The 12,427-nt window shown below is 65.9% G+C and carries 9 protein-coding genes; 3 read left to right on the forward strand and 6 right to left on the reverse strand.

From position 1 onward, the window contains the following. Positions 1-10 precede the first annotated feature (10 nt). The 6 genes from XcyCFBP4188_RS12185 to XcyCFBP4188_RS12210 all read right to left on the reverse strand — a co-directional run bounded on the left by XcyCFBP4188_RS12185 (position 11) and on the right by XcyCFBP4188_RS12210 (position 8,741). Entirely contained in the window at positions 11-625 is a 615-nt protein-coding gene (locus XcyCFBP4188_RS12185) for an SMI1/KNR4 family protein (protein ID WP_074058932.1), read from the reverse strand. Positions 626-995: 370 nt separating this feature from the next. Then, positions 996-2,450, reverse strand: a complete 1,455-nt coding sequence (locus tag XcyCFBP4188_RS12190; RefSeq protein WP_104592207.1) for a dihydrolipoamide acetyltransferase family protein — start codon at positions 2,448-2,450, stop codon at positions 996-998. Further along, complete coding sequence (locus tag XcyCFBP4188_RS12195; protein ID WP_006448748.1) at positions 2,447-2,830, reverse strand: SH3 domain-containing protein; 384 nt, start codon at positions 2,828-2,830, stop codon at positions 2,447-2,449. Before XcyCFBP4188_RS12195 ends, XcyCFBP4188_RS12190 begins: the two co-directional genes overlap by 4 nt. A gap of 1 nt (position 2,831) precedes the next feature. Further along, positions 2,832-3,902 carry an alpha-ketoacid dehydrogenase subunit beta gene (locus XcyCFBP4188_RS12200; RefSeq protein WP_006448747.1) on the reverse strand — a complete coding sequence of 357 codons (1,071 nt, stop codon included), beginning with the start codon at positions 3,900-3,902 and terminating at the stop codon, positions 2,832-2,834. Further along, positions 3,895-4,983: a pyruvate dehydrogenase (acetyl-transferring) E1 component subunit alpha gene (gene pdhA / locus XcyCFBP4188_RS12205; RefSeq protein WP_104592208.1), complete on the reverse strand. Its 1,089-nt coding sequence runs from the start codon at positions 4,981-4,983 to the stop codon at positions 3,895-3,897. Before pdhA ends, XcyCFBP4188_RS12200 begins: the two co-directional genes overlap by 8 nt. Positions 4,984-5,159: 176 nt before the next feature. Continuing rightward, on the reverse strand, positions 5,160-8,741 hold the full coding sequence (locus tag XcyCFBP4188_RS12210) for a lamin tail domain-containing protein (RefSeq protein ID WP_104592209.1): 3,582 nt from the start codon (positions 8,739-8,741) through the stop codon (positions 5,160-5,162). A gap of 359 nt (positions 8,742-9,100) precedes the next feature. Here XcyCFBP4188_RS12210 and XcyCFBP4188_RS12215 point away from each other — a divergent pair, with 359 nt between their 5' ends. The 3 genes from XcyCFBP4188_RS12215 to XcyCFBP4188_RS12225 all read left to right on the forward strand — a co-directional run bounded on the left by XcyCFBP4188_RS12215 (position 9,101) and on the right by XcyCFBP4188_RS12225 (position 12,390). Further along, complete coding sequence (locus tag XcyCFBP4188_RS12215; RefSeq protein ID WP_104592210.1) at positions 9,101-9,994, forward strand: tryptophan 2,3-dioxygenase; 894 nt, start codon at positions 9,101-9,103, stop codon at positions 9,992-9,994. A 258-nt stretch (positions 9,995-10,252) separates the two neighbouring features. Next, positions 10,253-11,773: a peptide MFS transporter gene (locus tag XcyCFBP4188_RS12220; RefSeq protein WP_104592211.1), complete on the forward strand. Its 1,521-nt coding sequence runs from the start codon at positions 10,253-10,255 to the stop codon at positions 11,771-11,773. Between the two features lie 11 nt (positions 11,774-11,784). Further along, positions 11,785-12,390, forward strand: a complete 606-nt coding sequence (locus XcyCFBP4188_RS12225) for a thioredoxin family protein (protein ID WP_104592212.1) — start codon at positions 11,785-11,787, stop codon at positions 12,388-12,390. Positions 12,391-12,427 lie beyond the last annotated feature (37 nt).

Here is a 12,427-nt window from a genome sequence, read left to right on the forward strand (position 1 = left end):
CGCGGCGTCGTCAGTAGCGCCATTTGCGCACCGTCTGTGTTCCCAGTCTTGCTTCCAGCAGCGCCTGGGCTGCCGCATCATCATCGTGGATTTCGCCCAGGCACAGCAGCATCAGCGCATCCAGATAGCCGGCGACCGAATCGAACAGGCGCGTGAGCATTGTGCCGTCGTCGTGATCGAAGTAATACACCGCACCGCTGTCGCGATGGAAGCACCACAAATTGCCATTGCCCAGGTAGTCGCCGAACACGATCAGCGACGGGATCAACGCATGCTCTTCAGCGCTCGCCTCGATCTCGTCGATGCTCGGATAGGCCTGCTGCAGCGGCTCGATGCTGGGTGCAGTGTCGCCCAGCGCGCACAACGTCTCTGCCAGTGCCAGGCTGCCGACCTCGCAGTGATAGCGCGCAAGCAGCGGTGGCAGCGCGCAGCCAAGGCGCGCCTGACACGCGAGCACGGCCTGCAGGCTGGCGGCTTGCGCAGCGTCATCGCCGAGAAGTGCGGCATACGCGGTGCAGACCTGTCGGTACCACCGCAGGCGTGCATCGTCATCGACAAGGTCCGGCCATGCCAGCGGCGGGCAGTCGGCTGGGCGCCAGTCGGCGTCTGGGTGGGATGCGTCCATCAAGCCTCCAGGTGTACACGGGCGGTGCCGGCGGGGCGCTGATGCTACCGCAGTCTTTCGCCCCACACGCCTTGATTGCAGCCAGAAAACGAAAGGCTCGGGCTGCAACGAACGGCCTGAGCGTAGAGAAGCTTGCCATCCGGTGCTGTAGTGCCTTGCCAGCAACCTTCGACATAGCGTGACTGCGAAAAATCGATGGACACTCCGCGAATGCCTGCTGCGGGATGCAGCGTACTGCAACAGACGCCATCGCTTGCACGCGGGGTATGTGCATGGGATGTACGCTGAGATAGCGCTGTAACGCGCTGTGGCGATAGCCCCTCGTCGTGCGACAGCACAGTGACGCTTGATGGCGTCACTGTGCGGGCCATCAGTTGGCCAACGCCAGATCGTCCAGCAGTGCACGCAGGAAACGTGCGGCTTCGCCGCCGGTGGCGGCCCGGTGGTCGAAGGTCAGCGACAGCGGCATCACCTTGTGGGTTTCCACACTGCCCATCACCGGAGTGAGCTGGTAGCGCGCGCGGCCGGCGGCGACGATGGCCACGCACGGCGGCACCACCACCGGGGTCGCGTAGCGGCCGGCGAACATGCCGAAGTTGGACAGCGAGATGGTGTAGCCGCTGAGCTCGGAGGCGGCGATGCTGCGGTTTTCCACCTGCTGGCGCAGCCGGTTGACGCTCTCGCGAATGCCGTGCGCGTCCAGCATGTCGGCATTGCGCAGCGCGGGCACGAACAGGCCTTCTTCGGTATCCACCGCAATGCCGATATCCACCTGCGTGTGCAGGGTGCGGCTGAGTGCCTCGCCGTCGAACCAGGCATTGAGCGCCGGCACCGCCTGGCACGCCCGCACGATGCCGCGTACCAGCCGCACGGTGACGTCGTTGCCGGGCTGCCAGGCGTGGATGTCGGCATCGTCGTTGAGCGTGGTCGGCACCACCTTGCTGTGCGCATCGGCCATCACGCGCGCCATGTTGCGGCGCACGCCCTTGAGCTGCTCCGGCTGGCCTTTGGCGACCACGCTGGGCGATTGCGTGCGCATGGGTTTGCCGCTGGCAGACAGCGCTGAACGTTGTTGCGTATCGCTTGCTGAGGCGTTTGCTGCCTGCGTGTTTGCAGCGGCGTGTTGCGCGCCTGCATTCGCGTTATTGCCATTGATCGGCGTGACCGACGCAGTCGCACGCGTCGCAGACACCGGCGCATTGCCGGCAGCGGCGGCCTGCTTCACATCGGCCATGGTCACCGTGCCATCCGGACCGGTGGCGCGTACCTGCACCAGGTCCACACGCAGCTTGCGGGCCAGTGCGCGCACGGCCGGCATGGCGCGCACGCCGCCGACTGCAATGGCCTGCTCGCTCTGCACGGCATTGGAGCTCTGCATCGCGCCGACAACGGTGCCGGCGTCATCGCGGTCGCTCTCGCCGTTGCTAGTGGAGTCGGCATCGGCGATCTCGCCGCCGTTATCGGAAACGACCACGCGCGCCGTGTTGCCGGCGGCGCTGTCGCCGGTGCTGGGCGTGTGCGTTGGTGCAGGGCCGTGTGAGTGACCGGTGTCCTGACCATCGGCGCGCTGCGGCTGCGAAGCGTCCAGCGCGAACTGCGCCAGCACCGCGCCGGTGACGATGATGTCGCCGGCCGCACCGGCGAGCTTGGTCACGGTGCCGGAGAACGGCGAGGGCACTTCGACCACCGCCTTGGCGGTCTCCATCGACACCAGCGGGTCGTCCAGGCGCACGCTGTCGCCTTCCTTGACGAACCATTCCACGATGGTGGCGTCGGGCAGGCCTTCGCCCAGATCGGGCAGGTGGAAATTCTTGGCTTGGCTCATGGCAGATTCTCTTGCGCCGCAGGCAGCGGCGGCGTGGTGTCGTCGAGGAGTTCGAGGTCGGCGGCTGGCAGCCAGCCCTGCGTGCCATCGGCACGCTCGGACCACCACCAACCGCCATGTTCGTGATGCAGCAACACGTCCTCGCCCTGCATCGCAACGAGTTCGCGTGCGTCATAATCGCGCAGGGCTTCGGCCAGGCCGTCGCCCAAGGGGCGCAGCCACGCCACCGGCGCCCAGCCAGCGTGGCCTTGCCCGGTGTTGACCCAGGCAAAGGCCGGCCATTCTTCATCGCGCACGCCGATTGCCACTTGCTGGCCGGCGTGGAAGCGAATCGGGTTGGCGACTCTGGCGTGGTGGTCGCAGAGCAGGCGGGCGCGCATGTCAGCCGGCGGCCACCGCGCGACGGGCGGCGGTGACGATGCGCTCCACGCTCGGCAGGTACTTCATCTCCAGCCGGAACAGCGGGATATGCGTGTCGTAACCGGTGACGCGTTCGACTGGCGCGAGCAGGTCGTACATGGATTTTTCGGCCAGCTGCGCGGCGATCTCCGCACCGAAGCCGGCAGTGCGCGGGGCTTCCTGCACGATCACGCAGCGGCCGGTTTTCGCGACCGACTCGGCGATGGTGTCGAAGTCCAGCGGGCGCAACGTGGCCACGTCGATCACTTCGGCGCTGATGCCTTCGCCGGCGAGTTTGTCGGCCGCTTCCAGCGCTTCTTTCACCTGCGCGCCCCAGGTGACCAGGGTGACGTCGGTACCGTCGCGCAGCACGAAGCACACATCCAGCGGCAGCGCTTCGCCGTCGTTGGCAACCACTTCCTTGTACTGGCGATAGATGCGCTTGGGCTCCATGTAGATCACCGGATCCGGGTCGCGGATCGCAGCCAGCAACAGGCCATACGCGCGCTGCGGCGAAGACGGCAACACCACGCGCAAACCGGGCACGTTGGTGAAGATGGCTTCGTTGGCTTCGCTGTGGTGTTCCGGCGCGCGGATGCCGCCGCCCCACGGCACGCGCAACACCATCGGGCAATGCAGGCGCCCGCGGGTGCGGTTGCGCAGGCGTGCGGCGTGGCAGATCAGGTGATCGACCATGGGGTACACGAAGCCGTCGAACTGCGCTTCGGCCACCGGCTTCATGCCTTGTGCGGCCAGGCCAACGCTCAGCCCGGCGATGGTGGTTTCGTCCAATGGCGTGTCCAGCACGCGCGCACTGCCGAAGCGCTGCTGCAGGCCGGCGGTGGCGCGGAATACGCCGCCGTTGACGCCCACATCCTCGCCCAGCACCAGCACCGCAGGGTCGTGTTCCAGCTCCCAGGCCAGTGCCTGGGTGATGGCTTCGATCAGGGTGATGGGCGAACTCATGGAAGTCTCTCCGCGCGTGGCTGCGGCGTTGTAAGGCGCACTGGCCTGCTGAGTGGCGGCAATGTGCGAATGGGTGTGCTCATCCATGACGGGCCTCCAGCGCCATCACTTCGGCGCGCTGGGCCAGCAACTCGGCCGGCGGATCGCCGTAGAGATAATCGAACATCGCTTCGACCGGCTGCACTGGCGTATTGAGATAGGCGTTGACCTCTTCGTCCACGCGCGCGCCGCACTCGGTTTTCCAGGCGGCTTCCTGTGCGTCGTCCCACAGGCCTTGCGCGGTGAGATAGCGGCGCAGGCGCAGCAGTGGTTCGCGTGCCCAGCCCTGCTTGACCTCTTCTTCGCCGCGGTAGCGCCGCGCATCGTCGGCGGTGGTGTGATCGGAAAGGCGATAGGTCAAAAATTCGATCACCGTGCCGCCGTCGCCGGCCAGTGCACGCACGCGTGCCTGCCGCATCGCTTCGAGCACGGCAACCAGGTCGTTGCCATCCACCTGCAGGCAATGCAGGCCGCCGGCCAGGCCTTTCTGCGCCAGCGTCTGCGCACCGGTCTGCGCCGAGCGCGGTACCGAGATCGCCCAGCCGTTGTTGATCACGCACAGGATCAGCGGCAGCTTGTAGGCGCCGGCCGAATTGAGCGCTGCGTAGAAGTCGGTTTTGGAACTGCCGCCATCGCCGCAGCAGGCCACGGCGACCTGCGGCTTGCCCTGCAGCTTGAACGACAGTGCGGAGCCGGCCGCGTGCAGGCACTGGGTGGAAATCGGTACGCAGATCGGGAAGTCGATCGCCGCATCGGCATCGCGCGGGTAATCGCTGCCGCGCTCGTCGCCGCCCCAGTACAGCAATACATCGCGCGGGCGAACGCCGCGTTCGAACATGTTGCCGTACTCGCGGTAGCTGGGCGCGAACACATCGCCGCGGCGCATCGAGGCACCGATGCCCACATGCGTGGCCTCGTGCCCCAGCGAGGCGGCGTAGGTGCCCAGCTTGCCGGTGCGCTGCAAGGCGACCGATTTGCTGTCGAAGGTGCGCACGAACAGCATGCGCTTGAACAGGGCGAGCAACTGTTGCGGATTGGCGGCATCGGCCGGCAGGTCGTCGCGGACCCATTGGCCGTCCGCGTCCATGTATTGCAGATATTCGATCTCGAACTGCGCGGCTACGCTCATTGCGGCGACACCTTCACCAAGAAGTTTCAAATGATATGAGTTGCGATGTTAAGGACCACGCAGCAAAAGGCTGTCCTGCACCGCAGCACACAATGATGCTGGGTTGCACAAAAAAAAGGGCGCGGACCAGGCCGCGCCCTTTGTCGCAGTTCAAACTGCGACGTGTTGCACTGCGATCAGCGGCGGCCGGCGCCTCCACCGATCGGAGTGACGATCAGCGCAGCATTGTCGGCCGGGTTGGCATCGGGCGAGATCGAACTGGCACTTGCCTGCACCCGTACCGCGCCTTCAACCGGGATCGGCTTGGCCGCCACGGTCAGCTGGAACGCTGCCTGTGCGCCTGGTAGCAGTGCCGCGGCGGTGCTGCACATGAAGATCGCGCTGCGCAACGACTGCAGTTGCTTGGTGCAACGCCAGCCGTTGGGCGGCACCAGCAGCGACAACGCCGACACCGTATTGCCCTCGATGCGGACGTTGACGCCGGTGGCCGGTGCGTTGCCGCGGTTGTCCAGCAATACCCGGTAAGTGGCATTGAAGGCGGTGGTCGGCAGCGTGGCGGGGCCTTCCAGGCGCACTGCCAGATCGCTGCGCAGGCGTGGCTGCACTGCCACTGCTGCGGTGTCGGTGTTGTTGTCCGGCTGCGGGTCGGGCGTCTGCGAGGCGACCGAAGCGGCCAGGGTCAGCGTGCGTCCCGCCAGTTCCGCGCCAGCTTCAACCTCCACTGCGAAGCGCTGTGCATTGCCGGATGCCAGCGAGGCGATGGTGCAGGTGACCACCGTCTGGGTGCCGGTTTCCGGCGGTTGGCAGCTCCAGCCCGGTGCGGCGGTCACCCGTGGGCTCACCGCTGCGTCGAAGGCCAGTGCTACCGCTGCAAACGCTGCGTTGTCGGGTCCGCGGTTCTGCACATCCACACTGAAGTCGATACGCTCGCCTTCGGTGACTTGCGCGCGTGCGGCGTTCACCATCACGCCCAGGTCGGCGCGCAACGCTGGCGTCATGCGCAACAGCACGATGGTGGGATCGTGATCTGAAAGACGCGTAGGCGTGTTGGCATCGTTGCGCGCGGTGCCGGGGAAATCGGCATTGATGCGCGCGTGGCCCACCGACAGCGAGGCGATGTTGGGTGCACGCATCAGCGCTTCGTTGGCGATGATGTGATCCAGCGACTGCACGTTGCCATCGAAGGCGTACGAGTAGCTCTGATCGGGCGTGTTGAACCAGGTCAGATCGGTGTAATCCGGGTTGACCAGATCCACCCCATCGCCGTTCACCACGGTCTGCGCATCCGGCGCCGGCCTGCCGGTGACGGTGCCCATCGCATCCACATAGCCGTCGTTGAATTCGAAGGCGTTGAAGTCGCCCATCACCAGCACCTGTTCGGCCGGGTCGAGCTGCTGACGCGTCTGCAGCAGACGCGCCAGATACTCGGCCTGGGCCTGACGCTTGGCGCGGATGCGGGTGCCGGCGGCATCGTCGGTCTCGGCGCCGTTGAGCGAGCGTTGATGCACCACGATGGCGGTCAGCGGCAGCAAGCGGCCATCGGCCTGGTGCACCTTGGCGGTGAGCACCAGCGGCGGGCGATCGTTGAGCAGGCTCACGCCGCCTGCCGGTTCGGTCCAGGTGGTGGTTTTGCCTTCCTGGGCGATGGAAACCACTTCCACGCGCGGCACGCCGGCCGACACCGCGCCGGTCTTGACCAGGAAGCCGACATCGATACCGCCGACGTCGTTGCCTTCCTGCAGATAGGCCACGTACTGCGGGTTGGGCTGCCCGCCGGCCACCGCATCGGCATTGATGCGCGCGGCCAGGGTCTGCAGCACGCTCAGGTTTTCCACTTCCACCGTGCCCAGGATGTCGGGTAGATGCAGGTAGCCGCGGATCGCCTGCGAGGCCTTGTTGAGGCGGGCCTGGAACGCGGCCGGGGTGAGCACCGGTTCGCCGATCGCCGGGTCGTTCTGGTCGTCGAAGAAACGCTCCATGTTGTAGGTGGCCACGGCCACGTCGTCGGCCTGCGGCAGCGGTGCCGGGCGCGGTTGGTCGGCACCGTTGCAGTTCACTTGCGGGGTGCGTTCCGGGTACAGCGTGTAGCGGCGGAAGCTGTAATCCAGCGGGCCGGTGGCACCGCTCACCATACAGCCCGACGCCAGATCCAGCCGCTCGGCGCCCACGCCGGCACTGCCGACCGCGATCACTTCCGGGTTGGTGTTCCAGCGCGGCACCCCAGCGGGTGAGCCGGCCGGCAGCGGGTCGGGCAGTTGCACGCCCGGCTCGCGAAAGGCACGCGGCAATCCGGTGACCACGGCATGGAACACGCCATTGCTGGTGGCGGTGGCGCTGGTCTCGTTGACGCTGCCGCCGGTGGGCGCATTTACGGTGAGGCTGGCGGCGGTGACGCGCATGCCCTCCAGCGCTTCAAGCTGGTCGTAGGCGCCGTTCGGGTTGGGGAAGTTCGCGCTCAACGCCACCGGCATCGGCAACGGGTTGCCGGTGGAATCCAGCAACACGGTCAAGCTGCCACCGATCTCGGTCAGCGGCGGCTGGGTCGGGTCGGCAGTGGGCACGTATTCGATCACCGTGCCTTGCACGCGCACGCGGTTGCCGATGGCAGCGGTGTCCGGCGGGGCGCTGCCGGTGTAGACGTAGACGCCTTCGGACGTGGTCGGGTCGCCATCGGTTTCTGCATCCGCTGCCTGCAGGAAGAAGCCGGCGCTGCGGCGAGCAGTCACGATGCCGGAGGTGGCGACCACCTGGCCTTCCAGCGACGAACGCGCACCCTTGCCCTGGATGGCGTGGATCGGCAGCAGGCTGAAGTCGTCGTTGAGGATGGTGCCGTTGGCGCTCAACGTAGCCGGCAACGCGCCGGTGAGGCCGCTGATCTGCAGCGCAAAGGTCTCATCGGGCTCGGGCGTGGTGTCGCCCAGCACGTCCACCGCGATGGTGGCGCTGCGTTCGCCGGCGGCAATCTGCACGCTGGTTGCAGGCAAGGCTACGTAGTCGCTACCAGCCACAGCGGTGCCATTGGCGGTGGCAGCGGTAAAGCGCACACCGCCCGCACCGGCCGGCTGGCTCAGGCTCAGCGTGAACACGAAACTGCGGCTGCCGCTATTGCCCTCGGCCTGGCTGACATCGGCCAGCGTGGCGATCGGCTGGCCGCCGCCGCTGCACAGGCGTGCGCCGCTGGCGCTATTGCGCGGGGCCGGCGCGCCGGTGGCGAAATCGGCCGCGTTGTTGTCGGTGTCGGTGCAGCCTTCGCCGCCGCGCAGCACCGCCAGCGTATTGCTGGGGGCCGGCGTGGGCGCATTGCCTTCGGCGCAGCTGGCATTGCTGCCGTAGCCGACCAGGTCGGCATTGCCGGTGGGGCAGGCGCCGCTCAACGCGGCAGCCGTGCTGCTCAGTGCCACCTTGCCGGCGGTGCCGCTCATGGCGGTGGTGCCGGTGGCATCGGGCGTGGGCAGCGCAACGCTGCCGCCGCTGCCATCGGCCTGCTTGACCAGGTAATAGCCACCGGCCGGCACGTTGCCCGCCAATGGCGTGACCTGCCAGCTGCTGCCGGCGGCCGAGGCGTATTGCACCGACCAGCCGTCCAGGCTGACCGTGCTGCTGCCGGTGTTGTGCAGCTCGATGAAATCGCTGCGGAAAGTGGCACCGCTGTTGCCGCCACCGCCGTAGACCTGGCTGATGACAACCTGGGCATTGGCGTGGCCGGCAACCGCCAGCGCACATAAAAGTAAGGCTGCACGACGCTGCAACACATGCATGAGATGAGAGTCCCCTGGTCCTTGAGACGTGAAACGCTCCCCTGGTCCGGCCACGTCCCTGGCCGGCAGCGCCGTTTGATTCTGCATGAATTTGCAGGCCTGGGTTGACCATATGGTTACACCGGCGCAGTGGCTGCGACTGCGCGGTCGCGCCCGCTCGCGTTTTTCAGCTGTGAAGGACCCGACGGTGCACGCCACAACACCGCACCGCGCAAGCCGAACGCGGCAGCAGCGCCGCAACCCAGTCGCAGGTGTCGGCAGCAGCGCTGAATCCCCAATCCCCAATCCCGCAGCGCTGGCTCTGCGTCAGCCGGGCCAGCGCTGCGCTACCCTTGCCTGCCCATCGTCAGCGCTACGCCATGCCCGTCGACAAGAACCTGCGTGACCTGGAACCCGGCATTCACACCGATCTGGAGGGGCGGCTGACCTATGGCGGTTATCTGCGGCTGGACCAGTTGCTGTCCGCGCAGCAGCCCTTGTCCGAGCCGGCGCATCACGACGAGATGCTGTTCATCATTCAGCACCAGACCTCCGAGCTCTGGCTGAAGCTGCTGGCGCACGAGCTGCGCGCAGCGATGGTGCATCTGCAAAACGATCAGGTCTGGCAGTGCCGCAAGGTGCTGGCGCGCAGCAAGCAGGTGCTACGCCAGCTCACCGAACAGTGGTCGGTGCTGGAGACGCTCACCCCGAGCGAGTACATGGGATTCCGCGATGTGCTCGGGCCCTCGTCGGGCTTTCAGTCGCTGCAGTACCGCTATATCGAGTTCCTGCTCGGCAACAAGAACCCGCAGATGCTGCAGGTGTTCGCGTACGACCCGCAGGGCCAGGCGCGGCTGCGCGAGGTGCTGGAAGCGCCCAGCCTCTACGAGGAATTCCTGCGCTATCTGGCGCGCTTCGGGCATGCGATTCCGCAGCAGTACCAGGCGCGCGACTGGACCGCCGCGCATGTGGCCGACGATGCATTGCGTCCAGTATTTGAGCGCATCTACGAAAACACCGACCGCTACTGGCGCGAGTATTCGCTGTGCGAGGACCTGGTGGATGTGGAAACCCAGTTCCAGCTCTGGCGCTTCCGCCATATGCGCACGGTGATGCGGGTGATCGGCTTCAAGCGCGGCACCGGTGGGTCGAGCGGTGTGGGGTTTTTGCAGCAGGCGCTGGCGCTGACGTTTTTCCCGGAGCTGTTCGACGTGCGCACGTCGGTGGGGGTGGAAAACCGCGCGCCGAGTGGTGGTGAGGCTGCGAAGGGTTGAGGAGAACAAGCGGAAGCTTGCAGAGCGGAAGTTGGTTCGCTGGAGCACAGGCCGGTCGCACGCAAGGCGAGGGGTGGGGTGAGCGTATGAGCGTCATCCTGTGCCATCTCCACCACCAAGCCCCCAATCCAACCCGCTGGCATCGCGCTCCCGAGTCCGGCGAATTTGACGTGAACATGACGTCTAAGTGATCCTCGCGCGTCGCCCAGGGCTCGCCCTGGTGCACCCAGCCATCACTGAATACGCAAGGGACACCTCATGAGCGTTGACGCTACTGCGCCGACTTCCGCTACCACTCCGCCGCAGCCGCCTGCGCCTCCCGAGTTCCCGACACTGCTCGGCCACCCCCGGCCGCTGTGGATGCTGTTCATGACCGAATTCTGGGAACGCTTTGCGTTCTACGGCATTCGTTGGGCGCTGGTGTTGTACATCGTGGCGCAGTTCTTCGGTGGCGATGCCACCGGCCAGGCGCCAGCAGGACGCACCTACGGGGCCTATCTCGCGCTGGTGTACGCGGCGGCGATCTTCGGCGGCTACGTGGCCGACCGCGTGCTCGGCTACCAACGCTCGATCCTGGTCGGTGCGGCGGTGATGGCCACCGGCTTGTTCCTGATCGCCATTCCCGACCACACCATGTTCGAGATCGGCCTGGCCACCGTGGTGGTGGGCAACGGGTTGTTCAAACCGAACATCTCCACCATGGTCGGCAAGCTGTATTCGGTGGCCGACCCGCGCCGCGACAGCGGCTTCACCATTTTCTATATGGGCATCAACCTCGGCGCGATGATCTCGCCGGTGCTCACCCAGTTGCTGGCCGAAAAGGTGTTCGGCACGCAGGCCATGCCGTCCTACAAGATGGTGTTCATGGCCTCCGGTGTGGGCATGCTGATCAGCCTGGTGTGGTTCTGGATCGGCCGCGCGCAGCTCAAGGGCATCGGCGCACCGGCGCCAAACGCGCAGGGCATCGGCCGCGTGTTGATGGTGTTGGTCGGCTGCGTGCTTGCAGTTCCGGTGGTGTACCTCCTGCTCGCGGTCGGCGCGGACGTGTTGCAGATCGTGCTGACGGTGTTGTTCGTCGGCCTGTCGGTGATGCTGTTGGTGGAAGGCATTCGCGAAGGCAAGGTGCAGCGCGACAAGGTGATCGCGATGCTGATCATCTTCGCTTTCAACGTGCTGTTCTGGATGTTCTTCGAACAGGCCGGCAGCTCGTTCACCTTCCTGGCCGACAACATCGTCGACCGCGGCTTTGGTGACTGGACCTTCCCGACCGCCTGGTTCCAGTCGGTGAACTCGATTGCCATCATCACGCTGGCGCCGATCATTGCCTGGATCTGGGTCAAGTCCGGTCGCTTCAATCCCTCGATTCCGCGTAAGTTCGGCCTGGGCCTGTTGTTCAACGGCCTGGCGTTCTTGCTGCTGATGTTTGCGCTGTCGAGCCTGGTCAACGATGCTGGCAAGGTGCCGTTCTGGACCTTGTTCATGGTGTATGTGATCCAGTCGGTGGGCGAGTTGTGCCTGTCGCCGATCGGCCTGTCGATGGTGACCAAGCTGGCGCCGGTGCGTCTGGTCGGTTTCGGCATGGGTGGCTGGTTTTTGTCTACCGGCATCGGCAACAACCTGTCAGGCATTTTTGCCGGGCATGTCAGCGGAAGCGAAGGGATGAGCGTGTCCTCGGCCCTGAGCGGGTATACCTTCGGGTTTTGGGCGCTGCTGGGCGCCGGCGCGGTGTTGTTCCTGATCGCGCCGTTGATCAACAAACTGATGCATGGTGTGAAGTGAGGAGAACCGCAATGCCGATGAAATCCACTGTCTGTGGCCCGCTGCTGGCGGGCATGTTGCTCACAAGCTTGCTGAGTGCCTGCGGGCAGCCAAGCGAGCAGCAGGAGGCGCCACGGCCGCTGGACACCTCGATGCAGAAGCCGCCCAGCGCCGATCCCAGCCAGCCGGTGTCGTCGGGCAATACGCCCACCGCTGCGGATATCGCCGCCGCCGCTGCGCTCAACGCGCAATACGATCCCTCGCGCGATCCGGCCGCAGATATGGAGACCGCCAAGGTCGAGGCCAAGCGCGGTGGCAAGCGCATCGTGCTCAACGTCGGCAATGCGGCCTGCGAGCCGTGCAAGGCGCTGGACGAGCTGATGGGCGGCGATGCCGAGCTACGCAGCTTCCGCGATGCGCACTTTGTGGTGGTCAAGGTCAACCGCGATGCGGCCAACGAGAACGCCGCGTTCCTGTCGCAGTTCGCCCAACTCAACGACTACCCGTCGCTACTGGTGCTGGATAACGACGGCAAGCCGCTGACCCTGCAGTCCGGCCCGGAGCTGCGCAAGGGCGAGGGGTTCGATCGCAAGAAGCTGTTCGACTTCCTCAAGCAGTGGGCGCCGCCGCAGGCCTGAGAAGGGCGACGAATGAATGAAAACATGAACATATTCT

The sequence above is a fragment of the Xanthomonas hortorum pv. cynarae genome (assembly GCF_002939985.1).
Classification (GTDB): Bacteria; Pseudomonadota; Gammaproteobacteria; order Xanthomonadales; family Xanthomonadaceae; genus Xanthomonas; species Xanthomonas hortorum_D.

Excerpts from the sequence above, each read along its gene's own strand:
- XcyCFBP4188_RS12225 (WP_104592212.1), top strand. The coding sequence starts at position 11,785 with ATGCCGATGAAATCCACTGTCTGTGGCCCGCTGCTGGCGGGCATGTTG.
- XcyCFBP4188_RS12215 (WP_104592210.1), top strand. The coding sequence starts at position 9,101 with ATGCCCGTCGACAAGAACCTGCGTGACCTGGAACCCGGCATTCACACC.
- XcyCFBP4188_RS12190 (WP_104592207.1), bottom strand. The coding sequence starts at position 2,450 with ATGAGCCAAGCCAAGAATTTCCACCTGCCCGATCTGGGCGAAGGCCTG.
- XcyCFBP4188_RS12210 (WP_104592209.1), bottom strand. The coding sequence starts at position 8,741 with ATGCATGTGTTGCAGCGTCGTGCAGCCTTACTTTTATGTGCGCTGGCG.
- XcyCFBP4188_RS12195 (WP_006448748.1), bottom strand. The coding sequence starts at position 2,830 with ATGCGCGCCCGCCTGCTCTGCGACCACCACGCCAGAGTCGCCAACCCG.
- XcyCFBP4188_RS12220 (WP_104592211.1), top strand. The coding sequence starts at position 10,253 with ATGAGCGTTGACGCTACTGCGCCGACTTCCGCTACCACTCCGCCGCAG.
- XcyCFBP4188_RS12200 (WP_006448747.1), bottom strand. The coding sequence starts at position 3,902 with ATGGATGAGCACACCCATTCGCACATTGCCGCCACTCAGCAGGCCAGT.
- XcyCFBP4188_RS12185 (WP_074058932.1), bottom strand. The coding sequence starts at position 625 with ATGGACGCATCCCACCCAGACGCCGACTGGCGCCCAGCCGACTGCCCG.
- pdhA (WP_104592208.1), bottom strand. The coding sequence starts at position 4,983 with ATGAGCGTAGCCGCGCAGTTCGAGATCGAATATCTGCAATACATGGAC.